Origin of the sequence: Thermoactinospora rubra, assembly GCF_002093975.1 — a bacterium.
Taxonomy (GTDB): Bacteria; Actinomycetota; Actinomycetes; order Streptosporangiales; family Streptosporangiaceae; genus Nonomuraea; species Nonomuraea rubra_A.
On the sequence record NZ_KZ084329.1, the window covers coordinates 23593 to 42731 of the forward strand.

Sequence of the window (19139 nt, forward strand, 5' to 3'; positions counted from 1 at the left end):
GTCCCCCCGGACGGTGAAAGGCGTCGCCGCGGCCGCGGCGCTCATCGCGGTCATCACGATGGCCGCCCGCGTGGCGGGCTTCGGCCGCTACCTCGTGCAGTCCTCGGCGCTGGGCAACGGCTGCCTGAACACCGCCTACAGCACCGCCAACTACGTCCCCAACATCGTCTTCGAGCTCGTCGCGGGCGGCGCGCTGGCCGGCATGGTCGTCCCCGTGCTGGCGGCCGCGGCGGCCGACCCGGCGCGGCGCGAGGAGGCGGGCCGGATCGCCTCGGCCCTGCTCACGTGGGTGACCGTGGTGCTGGTGCCGCTCACGGTCCTCATCGCCGTGCTGGCCGAGCCCATCGTGCGGCTGCTGACCGGCGACGACGTCCCCGGCTGCCGGGTCGAGCAGGTGGTCGGCGTCGGCGCCGACATGCTCAGGGTCTTCGCCGCGCGCATGCTGTTCTTCGGCTGGGCCGTCGTGCTGTACGGGGTGCTGCAGGCCCACCGCCGCTTCCTCGGCCCGGCCCTGGCGCCGCTGGTCTCCAGCCTCCTCATCGTCGGCTCCTACGTGGCGTTCCTGCCCGTCGCCCGCGACGCCCAGGGGGATCTGGGCCGCCTGTCCGAGGCGGGCGAGCTGACGCTGTCGCTCGGCGCCACGGTCGCCGCCGCCGGGATGGTCCTGACCGTGCTGGGCCCGGTCGCCCGGCTGCGCCTGCGCTGGCGGCCCTCGCTGCGCTTCCCGCCGGGCGTGGCCGCGCGGGCCCGCGCGCTGGGGCTGGCCGGGGTGGCCGTGCTCGTCGCCCAGCAGGTGGCGCTGGTGGTGGCCATCCGGCTGGCCAACGACGCCGGGGGCGCGGGCGCGGTGCCGGTCTACAGCTATGCGTGGGCGCTGCTGCAGCTGCCGTACGCGGTGCTGGCCGTCCCGATCGGCACCAGCGCCTTCCCCGCCCTGTCCACGCGGGCCGCCGAGGGCGACAAGGCGGGCTTCGCCGCCCTGGCGGCGGCGGGCACCCGCGCGGTGCTGCTGCTGTCCGGCCTGGCCGCGGGCGTCATGGCGGCCGTCGCGATCCCCGTGGCCCGGGTGTTCATGCTCGGTACGGCGGGCGCCGGGCCGGAGATGATGGCCTGGGGGGTGGCGCTGTTCGCCCCCGGCCTCATCGGGTATTCGGCGCTGTTCCACCTGGGGCGCGTGCTGTACTCCGCCGGGCACGGCCGCGCCGCCGCGACCGCGACCGTGACCGGCTGGCTGGTGACGCTGGCCGCCCAGCCGCTGTTCGTCCTGCCGGCTCGCGGGCCCGAGCAGGTGGTGGGCGGGCTGGCGCTGGGCGGCACGCTCGGCATGACCGTCGGCGGGGTGCTGATCTGCCTGGCCGTACGGCGGGCGCACGGCAGCGCCGCGCTGGCCGGGTGCGGGCGGGCCCTGGCCGCGGCCGTGGCCGGGGCGGCGGTGGCGTGCCTGGCCGGGATGGGGCTGGCCTGGCCGCTGGCGGACCTGGGCCGGTGGGGCAGCGTGGCCGCCGCGGTGGCGGTGGCCGTGGTCGCCGCCGGGGCGTTCCTCGGGGCCGCCCTCGGGCTGGACCGCGGCGACGTCCGGGATGCGCTGGGGCGCGTGCTGCACCGGGGAGGCGGCCATGGCTGAGGGGGCGCGCGTGCTGCTGGTGCTGGGCACCAGCGCGGGCGGCGTGGGGCGGCACGTGCGGATGCTGGCCGAGGAGCTGGGACGGCGCGGCCACCGCGTGGTGGTCGCCGGGCCGCGCGCCACCGAGGAGGCGTTCGGCTTCACGCGCGCCGGCGCGGGCTTCGCCGAGGTGGCCGTCGCCGACCGGCCGCGCCCGGCGGGCGACCTGCGGGCCGTGGCCGCCCTGCGGCGCCTGGCCGGCGAGGCCGGCGTGGTGCACGCCCACGGGCTGCGGGCCGGGGCGCTGGCCGCGCTCGGCCGCAGGCGGGGCGTGCCGCTGGTGGTGACCCTGCACAACGCGCTCACGACCGGCGGCCTGGTCGGCGCGGTCTACGGCGTGCTGGAGCGGATTGTGGCCGGGCGCGCCGACCACGTCCTGGTCGTCTCGCCCGACCTCGGCGAGCGCATGGCCGCCCTGGGCGCGCGGCGGGTCTCGCCCGCCGTGGTGCCCGCCCCCGCGCTGCGGGCGCCGGCGCGCGCCCCCGAGGAGGTGCGTGCCGAACTCGGCGCCCTGGGGCGGCCCCTCGTCCTCACCGTCGCCCGGCTGGCCCAGCAGAAGGGCCTGGAGGCCCTCCTGGACGTGGCCGCGGGCCCCTGGCCGGAGGGCGCGCCGCTGTTCGCGGTCGCCGGCGACGGCCCGCTGCGGGCGGCGCTGCAGGCCAGGATCGACCGGGAGGGCCTGCCGGTGGTGCTGCTGGGGGACCGGGCGGACGTGCCCGACCTGCTGGCCGCCGCCACGGTCGTGGTGTGCCCCAGCCGCTGGGAGGGCCAGCCGCTGAGCCTCAGCGAGGCGCTGATGGCCGGCCGGCCCGTGGTCGCCACGGCCGTGGGCGGCATCCCCGGCCTGCTCGGCGACGCCGGGGTGCTGGTGCCGTACGGAGATGTGGAGGCGATGCGCGCCGCCGTACGGAGGCTGACCGCGGACCCCGACGAGGCGGGCAGGCTCGCGAGGGCGGCGGCCCGGCGGGGCGGGCGGCTGCCGGACGCGAGGGCGGCCGTGGAGGCGGTGCTCGCCGCCTACCGGGCCGCGGGCCTGAGCGGCGCTTGGCCGGAAACTTAGCTGAAACTGGGATGAAAAGGTCTCCCTGCGGCGTTCATCTATACTGCTTGCCTTGGGAGGGGAGTATCCCTTCGCGGTAGTCTCGTCATCACGGTTCAGTCCGACGCCATCGGGCCCCCGGGGCTGCCGGTCCGCGCTGTCGCTGGCGGGAGAGACCTCCGGCTGTCAGTCATGCGTGCCGGAAGGTTGTTGAATCGTGGTTGTACCTGTTTGGGCGTGGATCGCCGTCATCGCCGGACTCCTGCTCGTCGTCGCCGTCGACCTGTGGATCGTCGACCGGGGCGAGGCGCGGGAGTTCTCTATGCGCCAGGCGACCTTCTGGGTCAGCTTCTATGTGGTGCTCGCCATCGCCTTCGGCTTTTTGATCTGGGCGACGGCCGGCGGCGTGAGGGCGGGTGAGTTCTTCGCCGGGTACATCACCGAGTATTCGCTCAGCGTCGACAACCTGTTCGTGTTCTTCATCATCATGAGCAGGTTCGCCGTGCCACGCGTCTACCAGCACAAGGTCCTGCTCGTCGGCATCCTCATGGCCCTGGTGATGCGGGGCATCTTCATCGCCCTCGGCGCGGCGGCCCTGCAGCGGTTCAGCTGGCTGTTCTACCTGTTCGGCGCCTTCCTGATCTACACCGCGATCAACCTCGTCCGCCACCACGTCAAGGGCGAGGACGAGGAGTTCCAGGAGAACGCGGTGCTCCGCTGGGTGCGCAGGGCGTTCCCCACCACCGACACCTACGTCGGCTCCAAGGTCACCGTCAAGATCGACGGCAGGCGCATGGTCACCCCGATGCTGATCGTCATGGTCGCCATCGGCAGCACCGACCTGCTGTTCGCGCTCGACTCCATCCCGGCCATCTTCGGCCTGACCACCGACCCGTTCATCGTCTTCACCGCCAACGCCTTCGCCCTGATGGGCCTGCGCCAGCTGTACTTCCTGCTGGGCGGGCTGCTGGAGCGCCTGGTCTACCTCAGCTACGGCCTGGCGTTCATCCTCGGCTTCATCGGGGTTAAGCTGATCCTCGAGGCGCTGCACCTGGGCGGGGTCTCCTGGGCCCCCGAGATCCCGATCTCGGTGTCCCTGTCGGTCATCGCCGGGACCATGGTGATCACCACGGTCGCGAGCCTGCTCAAGTCCCGCCGCGAGGCGCGCAAGCCCGAGAGCCCCGTCTCCAAGGCGGACCTTCGCCAGGGCTAGCGCGACGGCGGCCGACGCGCTTTGCTGGTGAGGGTCATGCCGTGACCTATGTACCATCACGCAAGGCGCTGCCTCACAAGTCATCCACATCAAAAGGTTGTCCGTGTCATCCGTGTCAGACGAATCCGCCAAGACCCGCCGCGTGCCCCTCGCGCGCGGCATCACCCCGTGGTTCCTGCCGACGGCCGCCGCCGCGGCGGCCACGGCGCTGCTCACCGGCCGTGACCGGCGGTGGGCGCTGGCCTCCGTGCCGCTGACGGCGCTCACGGGGGGCATGCTCTGGTTCTTCCGCGACCCCGAGCGGACTCCCGGGCAGGGCCGCATCCTGTCGCCCGCCGACGGCGTGGTGCAGAGCATCGACCCCTGGCCGGACGGCCGCACCCGGATCGCGATCTTCATGAGCCCGCTGAACGTGCACGTCAACAGGGCTCCCCTTGCGGGCACGGTCACTTCCGTGGAGCATGTGGCGGGTGGGTTCCTGCCGGCGTTCAACAAGGACAGTGACCGGAACGAGCGCGTGGTGTGGCATTTCGAGACCGCGCTGGGCGACATCGAGATGGTGCAGATCGCGGGCGCGGTGGCGCGCAGGATCGTGCCGTACGTGAGCGCGGGCGCGAAGGTCGCCCAGGCCGAGCGCATCGGCTTGATCAGGTTCGGCTCGCGCGTCGACATCTACCTTCCTGAAGGGATCTCGCCCGCGGTGTCCGTCGGGCAGAGGACGGTGGCGGGGGTGACCCGAATTGACCGAGGCTGAGGCCGCCGGCTGGCAGGCCGAGGAGGAGCAGCCGCGCGGACCGGTGGGCAAGGCCTTCCGGCTGTCGGCCGCCGACTCGCTGTCGCTGGGCAACGCGCTGTGCGGGTTCCTGGCCGTGTGCGTGCTGGCCACGGCGGCGATCCAGTCGCTCCAGCAGGTCGGCGGCGACCTGCGGATCGCCCCGCGCTTCTTCGCCACCGCGGTGGTGCTGCTGCTCATCGGTGCCACCTGCGACCTGTTCGACGGCCTGGTGGCCCGCCGCTTCCGCGCCTCCGCGATGGGCGCCGAGCTGGACAACCTGGCCGACGCCATCAGCTTCGGCTTCGCGCCCGCCTTCATGGTGGTGATCTGGGGCGGCTTCTCGCCCGACGTGGAGCTGTGGGCGGTGCTGCTGGCCGCCGGCGCGGTGCTGCTCGCCGGCGTCGTACGGCTGGCCCGCTTCGCGTGCGTGAAGACCAAGAGCGGCGACTTCATGGGCCTGCCCATCCCCATGGGCGCCATGACCGTCATCTCCCTGGTCATGCTGTTCAAGCCGAGCTACCCGGTCCTGCTGGCGCTGCTGGGCGTGGCCTGGCTCATGGTCAGCCGGATCGAGTACCCCAAGCCCAAGGGCCAGCTGGCCGCCGTCGTGCTCGGCTGGATCATGGTCAACGTGGCGTTCCTGACCGTCTGGGTGGCCTTCCCCGACGGCGGCGACATGCCGATCAAGGTGGGCGCCAGCATGCAGATCGCCCTGGTGGCGGCGATCCCGCTGCGGATGCTGTTCTACAAGCGCGAGCAGCGCAGGGAACGCAAAGACTCGCTCAGCGGCTGAGATTCCGCGCGATTGGCCGGGGACATTTCCCCGGCCATCGGCTTTCATGGACTCATGCGCGAGCACACCCGGACCTACTACCTCGGCAGGCTGGCCGACGAGCTGCAAGCCAGGGGACTGGACGTGACGCTGCGCTCCGACCCTCCCGCGCTGAAGGTGAGCGACCCTGACACGGCGCTGATGACCGAGACGGTCGACTGCGTGCCGCTGTCGGGCGGGTGGTTCTACCGGTGGTCGTGGGGGGAGACGCTCGGGCTGGCCGACGACCCGGCGGGCGCGGCCCAGCGGATCGCCGGCCTGTTCCGCGTCACCGGACGCGGATGATCACGACGGCCTTGTCGGCGCCGCCCCTGCCGTCCAGGATCCGATAGGCGAAGCCGTCCACGCCGCGGAAGCGCTTGGCCGGGGTGTAGGTGAAGCCGCCGTCGGGGTGCAGGACGAGCTTGCCCCAGCGGGGGCCGCGCAGCCTGGTGACGGTGAGCCGGTCGCCGTCGGGGTCGGCGTCGTTGGCCAGCACGCCGGGCGCGCCGAGGCCGAGGATCCGGTTCTTGCGGGTCTGGTAGAAGTCGGACCTGGCGTCGGGCGGGCGGTTGGCCCGCTCGCGGATCTCGCCCGTCGCGCAGTCGTAGACGGCGCCGATGGCGTTGGCGCGGAAGAAGCCGTTGATCGCCGGGCAGAGCGCCGCGGGCTCTTCCGGCAGCTTGGCGCAGTCCAGGCGGTCGGGATAGCTGTGGTCGCGCAGCCAGGCGTTGACCTTCACGCAGGCTTCCAGCCGGGGATCGGGCCTGTCGGCGATCTGTCCGGTGGCGCAGTCGTAGACGGCGCCGATGGCGTTGGCGCGGAAGAAGCCGTTGATGGCCGCGCAGAGCGCCGCGGGCTCTTCGGGCAGCTTGGCGCAGTCCAGGCGGTCGGGGTAGTTGTGGTCGCGCAGCCAGGCGTTGGCGTTCGCGCAGGCCTCTTCCCGCGCCGGGGCCGCGGCGCCGGCCGTACCGGGAGCCGGCAGGAAGGCGCCGAGCAGGGCGAGGACGAGCAGCAGTGTGCGTCTCATGCGCCCAGCGTCGGGCGGGCCGCGCCGGGCGGACAGAGTATGGCCTACTCAAACGGACAGGGCGGGCCTGCTCAACCCGCTACCAGCCGCGGGCGCGCCACTCCTCCAGGTGCGGCCGCTCGGCGCCGAGCGTGGAGTCCTTGCCGTGGCCCGGGTAGAACCACGTGTCGTCGGGGAACCGGTTGAAGATCCGCTCCACCACGTCGGTGTAGAGCTGGGTGAAGCGCTCGGGGTCGTTCCACGTGTTGCCCACCCCGCCCGGGAACAGCGAGTCGCCGGTGAACAGGTGGCCGGGGTAGGACAGCGCGATCGAGCCGGGCGTGTGGCCCCGCAGGTGGATCACCTCGAGCGTGACCTCGCCGAAGGTGATCTCGTCGCCGTGCTCGACCAGGCGGTCGGCGGCGACGGGCAGCGCCGGCGCGTCGAGCGGGTGCGCGATCGTCGGCGCGCCGGTGACCTTGGCCACCTGCTCCAGCGCCTGCCAGTGGTCGCCGTGCTGGTGGGTGGTGACGATGGCGGCCAGCGGCTGGTCGCCGACCAGGGCGAGCAGGCGGTCGGCCTCGTTGGCGGCGTCGATGAGCAGCCCCTGGCCGGTCGCGGTGCAGCGCAGCAGGTAGGCGTTGTTGTCGAAGGGACCGACGGCCAGCTTGGCGATGGTCAGCCCGGGCAGCTCGCGCACGTCGGCCGGGCCGCCGACCCGGACGTCGCCGGTATACGTCATGGGTACTCCTCCGGTGGCGCGGCGGGCAGGCCGGCCGGCGCGATCCTGGTCATCCAGGGCGGCGGCGCCGGCAACGGCCCCTGCGGCACCACCTTAACCCCCTCGCCGGCGGAGCGGCCGGTCAGCCAGGCCAGCACGTCGGCGGGCGCGCCCTCGACCAGCGGGCCGTCGCCCAGGTCGCGAGCCATGAGGGCCAGCCGCTCCGGCCCGCCCTCGAACCGGATGCCGCCGATCGTGCTCCGCTCGCGCGGCCAGCAGGCCAGGCAGTCGTGCAGCTCGCGCACGACGAACGGCTCGGGCCAGTCGGCCGGGCCGTACCCGGACCCCAGGTCGACGTGGTGGATCTCCACCTCGCGCAGCCTGCGCACCAGGATGTACCAGGCCGGGTGCGACGGGCCGCGCAGCCCGCCGACCATGGCCGGCCAGGCCTGCTCGGGCGTCGACCTGATCTCCTGGGCCAGCCGCGCGGTGCTGTCCTCCAGGTCGGCCACGTGCTCGGCGGCCGGACGCGCCGCGCCCGCCTCGATCTCGGCGTCCCTGGCCTCCTGGGAGGGGTACTGCGGCGTCACCACGCCCGTGCGGGCCCACGTGAGCAGCCGGATCAGGCTGTCGGCGTTGCGCGCCAGATGGGTCAGCACGTGCCCGCGCGTCCAGCCGGGCAGCCGCGAGGGCGCGGCCACGTCGGCGTCGGACAGGGTCACCGCGGTGGCCAGCAGGCGGTTGGTGGCCGCCGCCAGCTCGGCGCTCAGGCCGGGGATGACGGTCATAGGCGGTATTCCACCACGGGCGCCGCCTGCCGTACCACGGCGGAAACGCGCAGATGGCGGGGCCTGTCGGGGAAAGTGAGCCTGCCCGGTCGCGGGGAGGCCGTAATCTGGAGGGCGGCTGGTTTTCGGGCGGCGAGCGGGCCGCAGAAAAATGTCAGTGCCCCCCTCTACCATCCGCGTGGACCTATCAACTCACTACATGATCCGGGATCACCGTGGCAGACCGCTTGATCGTGCGTGGCGCACGTGAGCACAACCTCAAGGACGTCTCGCTGGACCTTCCGCGAGACTCTCTGATCGTCTTCACCGGCCTGTCCGGCTCGGGCAAGTCCAGCCTCGCCTTCGACACGATCTTCGCCGAGGGCCAGCGGCGCTACGTGGAGTCGTTGTCGTCCTACGCCCGGCAGTTCCTGGGCCAGATGGACAAGCCCGACGTCGACTTCATCGAGGGCCTGTCGCCCGCGGTCTCGATCGACCAGAAGTCCACCAGCCGCAACCCGCGCTCGACCGTCGGCACGATCACCGAGGTCTACGACTACCTGAGGCTGCTGTGGGCGCGCATCGGCAAGCCGCACTGCCCGGTCTGCCGCCGCCCGATCGCCCGGCAGACCCCGCAGCAGATCGTCGACCGGGTCATGGAGCTTGAGGAGGGCACCCGCTTCCAGGTCCTGGCGCCGGTGGTGCGCGGCCGCAAGGGGGAGTATGCCGAGCTGTTCCGCGAGCTGCAGAGCAAGGGTTTCGCGCGGGCCCGCGTCGACGGCACGGTGGTCAGGCTCGAGGAGCCGCCCGCGCTGAAGAAGTACGAAAAGCACGACATCGAGGTCATCGTCGACCGGCTGTCGGTCAAGGACTCGGCGCGGCGGCGGCTCAACGACTCGGTGGAGACCGCGCTGCAGCTGTCGGGCGGCACGATCACGCTGGAGTTCGTCGACCTGCCCGAAGACGACCCGGGCCGCGAGCGCTTCTACTCCGAGCACCTCTACTGCCCCTACGACGACCTGTCCTTCGAGGAGCTGGAGCCGCGCTCGTTCTCCTTCAACTCGCCCTACGGCGCGTGCCCGGAGTGCACCGGCCTGGGCACGAAGATGGAGGTCGACCCCGAGCTGGTGGTGCCCGACCCCGAGCGGACGCTGCGCGAGGGGGCGCTGCACCCGTGGTCGGGCGGCCACACGAGCGAATACTTCGTCCGCCTGATCGAGGCGCTGGGCAACGCCATGGGCTTCACCCTCGACACGCCGTGGGAGAAGCTCAGCAAGAAGGCGCAGAAGTCGCTGCTGTACGGGCACGACGAGCAGGTCCACGTCCGCTACTCCAACCGGTACGGCCGGCAGCGCGCCTACTACACCACCTACGAGGGCGTGATCTCGTGGGTGCAGCGCCGCCACGCCGAGGCCGAGAGCGACGCCACGCGCGAGCGCTTCGAGGGCTACATGCGCGAGGTGCCCTGCCCGGCCTGCCAGGGCGCCCGCCTCAAGCCCGTCTCGCTGGCGGTGACGATCGCCGGCAAGTCCATCGCCGAGGTGTCGGCCATGTCGATCGGCGAGTGCGCGAAGTGGCTGGCCGGCCTGAAGCTGTCCGAGCGCGACATGCACATCGCCGAGCGGGTCGTCAAGGAGATCAACGCTCGCATGGGCTTCCTGCTCGACGTGGGCCTCGACTACCTCACGCTCGACCGGGCGGCCGGCACCCTGGCCGGCGGCGAGGCGCAGCGCATCCGGCTGGCCACCCAGATCGGCTCTGGCCTGGTCGGCGTGCTGTACGTGCTGGACGAGCCGTCCATCGGCCTGCACCAGCGCGACAACATGCGGCTGCTCGACACGCTGATCCGGCTGCGCGACATGGGCAACACGCTCATCGTGGTCGAGCACGACGAGGACACCATCTCGGCCGCCGACTGGGTGGTCGACATCGGCCCCGGCGCGGGCGAGCACGGCGGCCAGGTCGTGGTGTCCGGCACGGTCCAGGACCTGCTGGTCTGCGAGGCGTCGCTGACCGGCGCCTACCTGTCGGGCCGCAGGAGCATCGAGATCCCGGCCGTGCGGCGGCCCCGCAACAAGAAGCGCCAGATCTCGGTGAAGGGCGCCCGCGAGCACAACCTCAAGGGCGTCGACGTCGACTTCCCGCTCGGCCTGTTCACCGCCGTCACCGGCGTGTCGGGGTCGGGCAAGTCCACGCTGGTCAACGACATCCTCTACAACGCGCTGGCCAAGGAGCTCAACGGCGCGCGCACGGTGCCGGGCCGCCACTCGCGGGTCACCGGCATCGACCTGGTCGACAAGGTCGTCCACGTCGACCAGTCGCCGATCGGCCGCACCCCCCGCTCCAACCCGGCCACCTACACCGGGGTGTTCGACCACATCCGCAAGCTGTTCGCGGCCACGACCGAGGCGAAGGTCCGCGGCTACCAGCCGGGGCGCTTCAGCTTCAACGTCAAGGGCGGGCGCTGCGAGGCGTGCGCGGGCGACGGCACCATCAAGATCGAGATGAACTTCCTGCCGGACGTCTACGTCCCCTGCGAGGTCTGCCACGGCGCCCGCTACAACCGCGAGACGCTCGAGGTCCACTACAAGGGCAAGACCATCGCCGAGGTCCTCGACATGCCGATCGAGGAGGCGCTGGGGTTCTTCGACGCCATCCCGGCGATCAAGCGGCACCTGCAGACGCTCAACGACGTGGGCCTGGGCTACGTCCGGCTGGGCCAGCCGGCCACCACGCTGTCGGGCGGCGAGGCGCAGCGCGTCAAGCTGGCCTCGGAGCTGCAGCGCCGCCAGACCGGCCGCACGATCTACGTGCTCGACGAGCCGACCACCGGCCTGCACTTCGAGGACATCCGGCGGCTGCTCGGCGTGCTGGGGCGGCTGGTCGACGGCGGCAACACGGTGATCGTCATCGAGCACAACCTCGACGTCATCAAGACGGCCGACTGGATCATCGACATGGGCCCGGAGGGCGGCTCCCGCGGCGGCACCGTGGTCGCCACCGGCACGCCGGAGGAGGTCGCGCTGGTGGACGAGAGCCACACGGGACGCTTCCTGCGCAAGATCCTGTCCGTGTGACGGGTACGACGGGGCGCGCTCGCCGCCGGTCCTTCCCGCCGGGTCGCGGTGTAGGTCATGGGGAGGGCTGGGCGCTTCGCCGTACGCGATGGAGACTCACGGGGCGGCGGGTTCGAAGCTCTTCAGCAGCGTGGTGAGCGCCTCCTGGTCGGGGCCGGTGAAGGCGGGGGCCATAGGTGCGAGAGCGAGGGTGTCGAAGAAGTCGCGCGAGCGGTCACGAGCGGGCGGCAGGTGAGAGCTGAGGATCAGCGGCGGGTCGGCGTCACGCAGGGGCCGGATGGTGGCGAGGTAGGCGTCCTGGTTCACCAGGTGCACCCACGGGCTGTCGACCGCCGCCCACAGCAGTTGCGCGTCGCGCACCGAGCTGTCGCCGATCTCGGGGACGCTCGCGTCCTCCACCGCGGGCAGCGGCGCTCCGCAGCAGTCGGAGCTGAAGCACGCGCCCGATCCCGTGTCGAGGAAGCCCACCGTGGCCGGGTTGTCGAACAAGGGCGGGCGGAAGGCGGCCAGGGTCCGGTCGCCGACGTCGAGCCGCTCGCCGGGATTGACGATGCGCACCCGGTCGGGCGGGAGCGGGCGCTCGGTGGACATGATCCCCATGCCGAGGAACGTGGTGACGACCAGCGCGCGCGGCGCGGCCTCCAGAAGATCGTGGGGGGCTCCGGTGTGGTCGCGGTCGGGATGGGTGAGCCAGATCCAGCGGACGTCCTCCGGCGCGACGGCGGTGGCCAGCGCATCGAGGAAGCCCCGGCCGGGCAGGCCCACGCCGGTGTCGACGACGACGGGCTCGGCGGCGTGCAGGACGAAGGCGTTGACGGGCAGGAAGCCCAGCCCGGGCACGGGCAGGCAGTCGTTCAGCACGGTGACGTCAGGGGTGACGTGGTGGACGAGCATGGGCCCTCCGTTCCGGAGGGTGATGATGGCTGTGGAAGGTGACGAGAGGGCGGCAGGAGAGCCTCGCAAAGGCGGCTCGGAAAGGCGTGAGAAGGCTCAGAAGGGAACGGGGTTCCGCAGCGGGCCCGTGCCGGTGCCCCGGCCCGACAGGATCCGGCAGAACTCCACCGCGTCCTCGACGATCTCCTCCCCGTCCTCCCCGTCGTCGCCTCGGCTGAAGGTCCCGCCCGCCGGTCCCGTCAGCGTGAGCCGGTACGGCCGGCCGTGCCGCCAGGCCCATTCGGCGACGACGTCGGCGATGAGGCGGCCGTCGTGCTCCGGCGTCAGCTCGATGTCGCGCCCGATCGCCCGGCAGATGTCCACGCGGTGCATCCACGTGTCCCTGGTGAGGATGACCTTGAAAAGGTAGCCCAGCGACCAGGTCTCCATCCCGCCGTCGAACTCCTGCCGGGTGGGCAGCCAGCCGACGGCGGCGGCGCGGCGCAGGCGGGAGCGGGCCGCGACGGGAGCCATCGTGGCCAGGCGCTCGGCCAGCTGCGCCTCCGTGAGGTGGGCACGCTCGGCGACCTGCACCTCCGTCATCCCGTCGATCACCGGGCGGCCTCGGGCCGCACGCTTTCCGGCACGCAGGACGTGCATGAACTCCCGGGTGGACGACGCGAACTCCATCATGCCGAGCACGTGCCCGGCCATCGCCCGCACGTCCCACGCCGGGCACTCGGTCTGCTTGCTCCACTCGCCCGGGCCGAGAGAGCGGATGAGCCCGGCGAAGCGGCGGTTCTCGGTGGCGGCCAGGGTCGCCGCCTCATGGCGGGACAGTCCGATGGGAGGCATCACTCATCACTTGTCCTTCTGTTCTTGACGTGGGCCAGGAACATCTCCATGGCCTCGTCGGCCAGCCGCGTCCAGCGGTCGCCGCCGGGGTCGTTGGCGATCTGCTGGGAGGCGAGCCCGGCGTTGATCGCGGTGAGCAGGTCGAGCGTCCGCTCGTCGTCCAGGCCCAGTGCGGCCAGCCGTTCCCGTGCGAGGTCCAGGCACTTCACCGCGAGCGCGTAGGACTCGGGTGAGGGCTCGAACCCCGGGATGGTCCGCTGGTTCATGAGCTGGAAGCGGGCGGGGTCGGCGGTGGAGAACTCGAGGAAGTAGCGGGTCATGCTCTTGAGGTCGGCCAGCGGGTGGCCGGTGAGGGGCATCTCGCCGTACCCCTCCAGGAGCCGGCGCCAGCCCTGGGCGAACATCGCGTCGTAGATCGCGTGCTTGGAGGCGAAGTACGAGTACAGCGAGGGGGCGCGCATGCCGACCCGCTGTGCGACGTCCCGCAGGGTCAGCCCGGCGAGCCCTTCGGCCCGTGCGATCTCCCAGGCGGCGTCCAGGATCTCCTCACGTGTCCTCTCACGACGTTCGGTTTTCCTATCGCGCTTCGGTTCTCCGTACATAGTTAGGAGTTTCGCACGCTGTTAGGCGAGGGTCAAGGCCCTGAATCGGGGACCGGCAGGGTGCGCCCCTAGGCTTTCCGGTGGCAGCGAACGTCAAAGGCCGCCCCCAGGGGCGGTTTCGTCATGACGACGGGGGAGGATCCGTTGGCGCAGGGGGATGCTGACGTGCGCGCGCTCGGGCGGCGCGAGATGCTGGGAGCGGCCGGAGTGGCGGCCTGCGGCCTGGCCGCGGCCGGGTGCTCGGGAGGCGCGCAGGCGGGCGGCCCGGCGCCGGGCATCAAGGGCAAGGTGATCGCCAAGACCTCCGAGGTGCCCGTGGGCGGCGGCAAGATCATCCAGAAGTGGAAGATCGTCGTCACCCAGCCGACGGCGGGCGTCTACAAGGCCTTCAGCGCGGCCTGCCCCCACAAGGGCTGCGCCGTGGGCAGCCCGCGGGACGGCGTGATGACCTGCCCGTGCCACGGCAGCCAGTTCGACGCCGCCACCGGCAAGTGCCTCAAGGGCCCCGCCGACGCCCCGCTGCCGGCCTACTCGGTCAAGGTCGAGGGCGACGGCATCGTCATCCTCTGAGGCGTCAAGCCGTAAATTTGCCTTTTCCCAGGAAATTCCCATGCGGCAGGCTGAACCGGCGCTGCGGCGGGAGCCGTACTTCTGGAAGAAACGGAACCTGGGAGGGATCATGGCGGATACGACGCGACGCGCGGTGGTGCTGGGAGCCGGAGGGGCCGGGCTCACGGCGCTGCTGGCCGCGTGTTCGGGGTACGGCCAGCAGCAGGCGGACACCGGCGCGACCGCCGATCCGCCGGCCGAGCAGAGTCCGGCGGCGACCGCGAACCCCGAGAAGGGCGAGGCCAAGGGCGACGCGCTCGCCAGCACGGACGACATCCCCGTGGGCGAGGGCAAGGTCTTCAAGGAGCAGAAGGTCGTCGTGACCCAGCCGGCCGCGGGCGAGTTCAAGGCGTTCAGCGCCACGTGCACGCACCAGGGCTGCACGGTGGCCGACGTGTCGAACGGCACGATCAACTGCCCGTGCCACGGAAGCAAGTTCAAGATCGAAGACGGCTCGGTCGCCGACGGGCCCGCCACCAAGCCGCTCCCCGAGAAGCAGATCACCGTGGAGGGGAACTCGATCCTGCTTTCATGATTTTCTCATGACCGTGCGCTTGGCTGCCCGCATGACAGACAACCGGCACACGCGCAGGGCAGTGATCGCGGGCCTGGGAGCGGGCGGCCTGGCCGTGACGCTCGCCGCCTGCGGCGGGGATTCGACGGACACGGCGGCGGCACAGCCTTCCCAGGGCTCGCCGTCGTCCCCCGCCCCGCAGGCGGCGGGCGGATCGCTGACCACGACCAGCGAGATCCCCGTCGGCGGGGCCAAGGTCTTCAAGGAGCAGAAGGTCGTGGTCGCGCAGCCGACCGAGGGGCAGTTCAAGGCGTTCAGCGCCGCGTGCACGCACCAGGGCTGCACGGTGGCCGACGCCTCGAACGGCCAGATCGTCTGCCCGTGCCACGGCAGCGCCTTCGCCATCGCCGACGGCTCGGTCCTCAAGGGCCCGGCCACCAAGCCGCTGCCCGAACAGCCCATCAAGGTCGAGGGCGACTCCATCTCCCTGGCCTGACCTCTCCTCCACCCACCTGTGCGGCCACTACGGCGGTCAGCAACGCTCCTACGCCAGCCACCGATACGGCGACCAGGCAGCACTCGTACCTCAACCACTGAGGGGTGCCTCGGGCGTTCCACGCCCGAGGCTGCGAGGGGCGCGGCTCGCTCTGGACTGAGGAGGGTAAGGGCGCCCCGGCGCCCTCACCCGACGAGGGAAGAGTGAGCCTTCCCGGCGCCCCGAGCTCGTCGCAGCCGAAGGCTGCGACAATAAGCGCGTGTTGAGTTTTCGGCCCAAGCCGGGCTCCATTCCCGACTCCCCCGGGGTCTACAGGTTCAAAGACGCCGCCCAGCGGGTCATCTACGTGGGCAAGGCCAAGAGTCTCCGGCAGCGGCTGAACTCCTACTTCGCCGACTTCGCCGGCCTGCACCCGCGCACCCAGACCATGCTGTCCACGGCGGCGTCGGTCGACTGGACCGTCGTCGGCACCGAGGTCGAGGCGCTCCAGCTGGAGTACTCCTGGATCAAGGAGTTCGACCCGCGCTTCAACGTCAAGTACCGCGACGACAAGTCCTACCCCTACCTGGCCGTGACGCTGAGCGAGGAGTTCCCGCGGGTCCAGGTGATGCGCGGGGCGCGGAAGAAGGGCAACCGCCACTTCGGCCCCTACTCCCACGCCTGGGCCATCCGCGAGACGGTCGACCTGCTGCTGCGGGTCTTCCCGGTGCGCACGTGCAGCTCGGGGGTGTTCAAGCGGGCCGGGCAGATCGGCCGTCCCTGCCTGCTCGGCTACATCGACAAGTGCTCCGCGCCGTGCGTGGGCCGGGTGACCCCCGAGGAGCACCGCAAGATTGCCGAGGACTTCTGCGACTTCATGGCGGGCAACACCGGCCGCTTCATCAAGCGGCTGGAGAGGCAGATGCGGGAGGCGGCCGCCGAGCAGGAGTACGAGCGGGCGGCCCGGCTGCGCGACGACATCCAGGCGTTGCAGCGGGCGCTGGAGAAGCAGGCCGTGGTGCTGGGCGAGGCGACCGACGCGGACGTGATCGCGCTGGCCGAGGACCAGCTGGAGGCCGCCGTCCAGGTGTTCTACGTGCGGGGCGGGCGCATCCGCGGCCAGCGCGGCTGGGTGGTGGACAAGGTGGAGGAGACCACCCCCGGCGAGCTGGTGGAGCACTTCCTGCTGCAGATCTACGCCGACGCCGAGATCCCTCGCGAGGTCCTCGTCCCCGCGCTGCCGCCGGATGCGGAAGCCGTACAGGAGCTGCTGGCAGAGCAGCGCAAGGGCCGTGTCGAGCTGCGGGTGCCGCAGCGCGGCGACAAGAAGGCGCTGATGGAGACCGTCGAGCGCAACGCCAGGGAGGCGCTGGCCCAGCACAAGATCAGGCGCGCGAGCGACCTGACCACCCGCAGCCGGGCGCTGCAGGAGATCGCCGACGCCCTGGAGCTGGACCAGGCGCCGCTGCGCATCGAGTGCTACGACGTCTCCCACCTGCAGGGCGAGAACGTGGTGGCCTCCATGGTGGTCTTCGAGGACGGCCTGGCGCGCAAGAGCGAGTACCGGCGCTTCGCCATCAAGGCCGCCGAGGGCGACGTGGCCTCGATCCACGAGGTGATCACCCGGCGGTTCAAGCGCTACCTGGAGGAGCGCTCGGCCACCGGCGAGATCGCCGCGGCCGACGACTTGGGGCCCATCGACCCAGAGACCGGCAAGCCGCGCAAGTTCGCCTACCCGCCCAACCTGGTGGTCGTCGACGGGGGCCCGGCCCAGGCGGCGGCCGCCCAGCGGGCCCTGGACGAGCTGGGCATCGACGACGTCAGCGTGTGCGGCCTGGCCAAGCGGCTGGAGGAGGTGTGGCTGCCCGGCGAGGACCAGCCGGTCATCATGCCGCGCTCCAGCGAGGGCCTCTACCTTCTGCAACGGGTTCGTGACGAGGCGCACAGGTTCGCCATCAACTACCATCGGACCAAGAGGGCCAAGAGCGTCAAGGAGAGCGCGCTCGACGCGGTTCCCGGGCTCGGCCCCGCGCGCAGGCAGGCGTTGCTCAAGCACTTCGGATCCGTCAAGCGGCTGCGGGAGGCCGACGTCGCCGAGATCCAGCAGGTCCAGGGCATCGGCCCCGCGCTCGCCGAGGTCATCGTGTCGACTCTGAAGGGGGAGGGCCGTGAGCGAACGTAGCGATCCTGCGTTCGTCATCGTCACCGGCATGTCCGGGGCGGGACGGAGCACGGCCGCCAAGGCCCTGGAGGACATCGGCTGGTTCGTGATCGACAACCTGCCGCCGGGCCTGCTGTTCGCCATGGCGGAGGAGGCCGGCCGGGTCAAGCTGGCCGCCGACAAGGTCGCCGCCGTCGTCGACGTGCGCAGCCTGGCCTTCACCACCGACCTCAACGCCGCCATCGAGGAGCTGGAGGGCCGGGGCGTCCCGGTCCGGGTGGCCTTCCTGGAGGCCAGCGACGAGGAGCTGGTGCGGCGTTTCGAGAACGTGCGGCGCCCCCACCCGCTGCAGGGCGACGGGCGGCTGGTCGACGGCATCGCCCGCGAGCGGGGCATCCTGCGCGAGGTGCGCGCCAACGCCGACCTGGTCATCGACACCTCCTCGCTCAACGTCCACGAGCTGCGCAACAAGATCGTCTCCTTCTTCGGCGGCGACCAGCGTCCCGGCCTGCGGCTCAACGTCGTCTCCTTCGGCTTCAAGTACGGCCTGCCGGTCGACGCCGACCTGGTGGTCGACTGCCGGTTCCTGCCCAACCCGCACTGGGTGCCCGAGCTGCGCCCGATGAACGGCCTGGAGGCCCCGGTGCGCGACTACGTGCTGGGGCAGCGCGGCGCCAAGGAGTTCCTCGACGCCTACGAGGAGGTGCTGCGGGTCGTGGCCACCGGCTACCAGCGGGAGGGCAAGAGCTACGCGACCCTGGCCGTCGGCTGCACCGGCGGCAAGCACCGCAGCGTCGCGATGGCCGAGCAGATCGCCGCCCGGCTGCGCGACCGCGGCATGGACGTCCAGGTGACCCATCGGGATGTGGGGCGCGAGTGACCGATGAGCGTCACGGCCCGGCCCTCCCCCCGCATGTTGGGCCGGCGCCGGGGGGCGCGGCTTCGCCGTACCCCGGCGGATCTCGGAGCGAGGGGGCGGGCGGCGGGCCGAAGGTGGTCGCGCTGGGCGGCGGGCACGGCCTGTATGCGTCCCTGTCGGCCCTCAGGATGGTCACGCGCGACCTGACGGCCATCGTCACGGTGGCCGACGACGGGGGCTCCAGCGGGCGTCTCAGGCGCGAGCTGGGCGTCCTGCCGCCGGGGGACCTGCGCATGGCCCTGGCCGCGCTGTGCGGCGACGACGAGTGGGGCAGCACCTGGAGCGAGGTGGTCCAGCACCGCTTCAGGAGCGAGGGAGAGCTCCACGGCCACGCGGTCGGCAACCTGCTGATCGTGGCGCTGTGGGAGCTGCTGGGCGACACGGTGGCCGGGCTGGACTGGGTCGGGCGGCTGCTGGGCGCCCACGGCCGCGTGCTGCCGATGGCCTCGGTCCCGCTCGACATCGTCGCGGAGGTGGAGCTGGAGGGGCGCATGTCGACCGTGCGCGGGCAGGTGGCCTGCGCGCTCACCCCCGGCAGGGTGCAGTCGATCTCCCTCGTTCCGCGTGACCCGCCGGCGCCGCCGGAGGCCATCGAGGCCGTGCTGGAGGCCGACTGGGTGGTGTTCGGGCCGGGCTCGTGGTTCACCAGCGTGCTGCCGCACCTGATGGTGCCCGAGCTGGCGCGGGCGCTGCACCTGACCAGGGCCCGGCGGCTGGTCACGCTCAACCTGGCCCCCCAGCCGGGCGAGACCGACGACTTCTCGCCGCAGCAGCACCTGGAGGTGCTCAGGCAGCACGCGCCGGAGCTGGCCATCGACGTGGTGCTGGCCGACACCGGCGTGGTCGACGACCGCGACGCGCTGGAGAAGGCGGCCGCCGCGATGGGGGCGGGCCTGGTCATGTCGGACGTCGCCGCCGAAGACGGGTCGCCCCGGCATGATCCACGACGTCTCGCCTCCGTCCTGGCCGAGATTTTCCTCCAGAAGCGGTGATCCTGGCCCAGGAAGCGCCATGGGCGGACCGAAGGTGCGGCAGACTGCTGGCAAGCCGGTCTGG

19 protein-coding genes are annotated in these 19139 nt (G+C 72.0%); 13 read left to right on the top strand and 6 right to left on the bottom strand.

Going from position 1 to position 19139, the window contains the following annotated elements; translation table 11 throughout:
* The first annotated feature begins 13 nt into the window (after window positions 1-13).
* The 6 genes from murJ (at window position 14) to BSB02_RS08655 (ending at window position 5807) form a co-directional block, all read left to right on the top strand.
* On the top strand, window positions 14-1624 hold the full coding sequence (murJ, locus tag BSB02_RS08625; RefSeq protein WP_240506283.1) for a murein biosynthesis integral membrane protein MurJ: 1611 nt from the start codon (window positions 14-16) through the stop codon (window positions 1622-1624).
* Window positions 1617-2723 (top strand): glycosyltransferase family 4 protein, encoded by a 1107-nt coding sequence (locus BSB02_RS08630; protein WP_084958397.1) that lies wholly within the window; start codon window positions 1617-1619, stop codon window positions 2721-2723. The genes murJ and BSB02_RS08630 overlap by 8 nt, the downstream gene beginning before the upstream one ends.
* A gap of 196 nt (window positions 2724-2919) precedes the next feature.
* The gene (locus tag BSB02_RS08635; protein WP_084958180.1) at window positions 2920-3915 is read left to right on the top strand and encodes a TerC family protein; all 996 of its coding nucleotides are present in this window, start codon (window positions 2920-2922) and stop codon (window positions 3913-3915) included.
* Window positions 3916-4018: 103 nt separating this feature from the next.
* Window positions 4019-4669 (top strand): phosphatidylserine decarboxylase, encoded by a 651-nt coding sequence (locus BSB02_RS08640; protein WP_420855838.1) that lies wholly within the window; start codon window positions 4019-4021, stop codon window positions 4667-4669.
* On the top strand, window positions 4656-5483 hold the full coding sequence (locus BSB02_RS08645; RefSeq protein ID WP_084958182.1) for a CDP-alcohol phosphatidyltransferase family protein: 828 nt from the start codon (window positions 4656-4658) through the stop codon (window positions 5481-5483). The genes BSB02_RS08640 and BSB02_RS08645 overlap by 14 nt, the downstream gene beginning before the upstream one ends.
* 54 nt (window positions 5484-5537) lie before the next feature.
* Complete coding sequence (locus BSB02_RS08655; protein ID WP_084958183.1) at window positions 5538-5807, top strand: hypothetical protein; 270 nt, start codon at window positions 5538-5540, stop codon at window positions 5805-5807.
* On the opposite strand, the gene BSB02_RS08660 is transcribed toward BSB02_RS08655, so the two are convergent.
* The 3 genes from BSB02_RS08660 to BSB02_RS08670 form a co-directional block, all read right to left on the bottom strand.
* The gene (locus tag BSB02_RS08660; RefSeq protein ID WP_084958184.1) at window positions 5791-6531 is read right to left on the bottom strand and encodes an Ig-like domain-containing protein; all 741 of its coding nucleotides are present in this window, start codon (window positions 6529-6531) and stop codon (window positions 5791-5793) included. The two genes, BSB02_RS08655 and BSB02_RS08660, sit on opposite strands and share 17 nt — an antisense overlap.
* A 79-nt stretch (window positions 6532-6610) precedes the next feature.
* On the bottom strand, window positions 6611-7252 hold the full coding sequence (locus tag BSB02_RS08665) for an MBL fold metallo-hydrolase (protein ID WP_084958185.1): 642 nt from the start codon (window positions 7250-7252) through the stop codon (window positions 6611-6613).
* A complete protein-coding gene (locus BSB02_RS08670) occupies window positions 7249-8019 on the bottom strand; it encodes a maleylpyruvate isomerase family mycothiol-dependent enzyme (RefSeq protein WP_084958186.1) in 771 nt (256 codons plus the stop codon). The genes BSB02_RS08665 and BSB02_RS08670 overlap by 4 nt, the downstream gene beginning before the upstream one ends.
* Window positions 8020-8234: 215 nt before the next feature.
* Here BSB02_RS08670 and uvrA point away from each other — a divergent pair, with 215 nt between their 5' ends.
* Complete coding sequence (uvrA, locus tag BSB02_RS08675) at window positions 8235-11075, top strand: excinuclease ABC subunit UvrA (protein ID WP_084958187.1); 2841 nt, start codon at window positions 8235-8237, stop codon at window positions 11073-11075.
* Between the two features lie 96 nt (window positions 11076-11171).
* Here the strand turns inward: uvrA and BSB02_RS08680 are convergent, their stop codons facing one another.
* From BSB02_RS08680 to BSB02_RS08690, 3 genes are all read right to left on the bottom strand, one after another.
* A complete protein-coding gene (locus BSB02_RS08680; protein ID WP_084958188.1) occupies window positions 11172-11969 on the bottom strand; it encodes an MBL fold metallo-hydrolase in 798 nt (265 codons plus the stop codon).
* 96 nt (window positions 11970-12065) lie between these two features.
* Complete coding sequence (locus BSB02_RS08685) at window positions 12066-12803, bottom strand: maleylpyruvate isomerase family mycothiol-dependent enzyme (protein ID WP_084958189.1); 738 nt, start codon at window positions 12801-12803, stop codon at window positions 12066-12068.
* Window positions 12803-13405 (bottom strand): TetR/AcrR family transcriptional regulator, encoded by a 603-nt coding sequence (locus BSB02_RS08690; RefSeq protein WP_084958190.1) that lies wholly within the window; start codon window positions 13403-13405, stop codon window positions 12803-12805. The genes BSB02_RS08685 and BSB02_RS08690 overlap by 1 nt, the downstream gene beginning before the upstream one ends.
* A gap of 165 nt (window positions 13406-13570) precedes the next feature.
* Between BSB02_RS08690 and BSB02_RS08695 the strand changes: the two genes are divergently transcribed.
* The 6 genes from BSB02_RS08695 (at window position 13571) to BSB02_RS08720 (ending at window position 19075) form a co-directional block, all read left to right on the top strand.
* Window positions 13571-13975: a Rieske (2Fe-2S) protein gene (locus BSB02_RS08695; protein ID WP_240506284.1), complete on the top strand. Its 405-nt coding sequence runs from the start codon at window positions 13571-13573 to the stop codon at window positions 13973-13975.
* 40 nt (window positions 13976-14015) lie between these two features.
* The gene (locus tag BSB02_RS08700) at window positions 14016-14549 is read left to right on the top strand and encodes a Rieske (2Fe-2S) protein (RefSeq protein WP_338064331.1); all 534 of its coding nucleotides are present in this window, start codon (window positions 14016-14018) and stop codon (window positions 14547-14549) included.
* Between the two features lie 7 nt (window positions 14550-14556).
* The gene (locus tag BSB02_RS08705) at window positions 14557-15024 is read left to right on the top strand and encodes a Rieske (2Fe-2S) protein (RefSeq protein WP_240506285.1); all 468 of its coding nucleotides are present in this window, start codon (window positions 14557-14559) and stop codon (window positions 15022-15024) included.
* A 259-nt stretch (window positions 15025-15283) separates the two neighbouring features.
* Window positions 15284-17185 carry an excinuclease ABC subunit UvrC gene (uvrC, locus tag BSB02_RS08710; RefSeq protein WP_084958192.1) on the top strand — a complete coding sequence of 634 codons (1902 nt, stop codon included), beginning with the start codon at window positions 15284-15286 and terminating at the stop codon, window positions 17183-17185.
* Window positions 17172-18044 carry an RNase adapter RapZ gene (gene rapZ, locus BSB02_RS08715; RefSeq protein WP_143590395.1) on the top strand — a complete coding sequence of 291 codons (873 nt, stop codon included), beginning with the start codon at window positions 17172-17174 and terminating at the stop codon, window positions 18042-18044. The genes uvrC and rapZ overlap by 14 nt, the downstream gene beginning before the upstream one ends.
* 113 nt (window positions 18045-18157) lie before the next feature.
* Window positions 18158-19075: a gluconeogenesis factor YvcK family protein gene (locus tag BSB02_RS08720; RefSeq protein ID WP_084958193.1), complete on the top strand. Its 918-nt coding sequence runs from the start codon at window positions 18158-18160 to the stop codon at window positions 19073-19075.
* The last annotated feature ends 64 nt before the right edge of the window (window positions 19076-19139 follow it).

Bases quoted from the DNA above. Each gene is read 5' to 3' on its own strand.
- BSB02_RS08630 (WP_084958397.1), top strand. From the start codon at position 1,617: ATGGCTGAGGGGGCGCGCGTGCTGCTGGTGCTGGGCACCAGCGCGGGC.
- BSB02_RS08655 (WP_084958183.1), top strand. From the start codon at position 5,538: ATGCGCGAGCACACCCGGACCTACTACCTCGGCAGGCTGGCCGACGAG.
- BSB02_RS08660 (WP_084958184.1), bottom strand. From the start codon at position 6,531: ATGAGACGCACACTGCTGCTCGTCCTCGCCCTGCTCGGCGCCTTCCTG.
- BSB02_RS08665 (WP_084958185.1), bottom strand. From the start codon at position 7,252: ATGACGTATACCGGCGACGTCCGGGTCGGCGGCCCGGCCGACGTGCGC.
- BSB02_RS08670 (WP_084958186.1), bottom strand. From the start codon at position 8,019: ATGACCGTCATCCCCGGCCTGAGCGCCGAGCTGGCGGCGGCCACCAAC.
- BSB02_RS08680 (WP_084958188.1), bottom strand. From the start codon at position 11,969: ATGCTCGTCCACCACGTCACCCCTGACGTCACCGTGCTGAACGACTGC.
- BSB02_RS08685 (WP_084958189.1), bottom strand. From the start codon at position 12,803: ATGCCTCCCATCGGACTGTCCCGCCATGAGGCGGCGACCCTGGCCGCC.
- BSB02_RS08690 (WP_084958190.1), bottom strand. From the start codon at position 13,405: ATGTACGGAGAACCGAAGCGCGATAGGAAAACCGAACGTCGTGAGAGG.
- BSB02_RS08700 (WP_338064331.1), top strand. From the start codon at position 14,016: ATGCGGCAGGCTGAACCGGCGCTGCGGCGGGAGCCGTACTTCTGGAAG.
- BSB02_RS08705 (WP_240506285.1), top strand. From the start codon at position 14,557: ATGACCGTGCGCTTGGCTGCCCGCATGACAGACAACCGGCACACGCGC.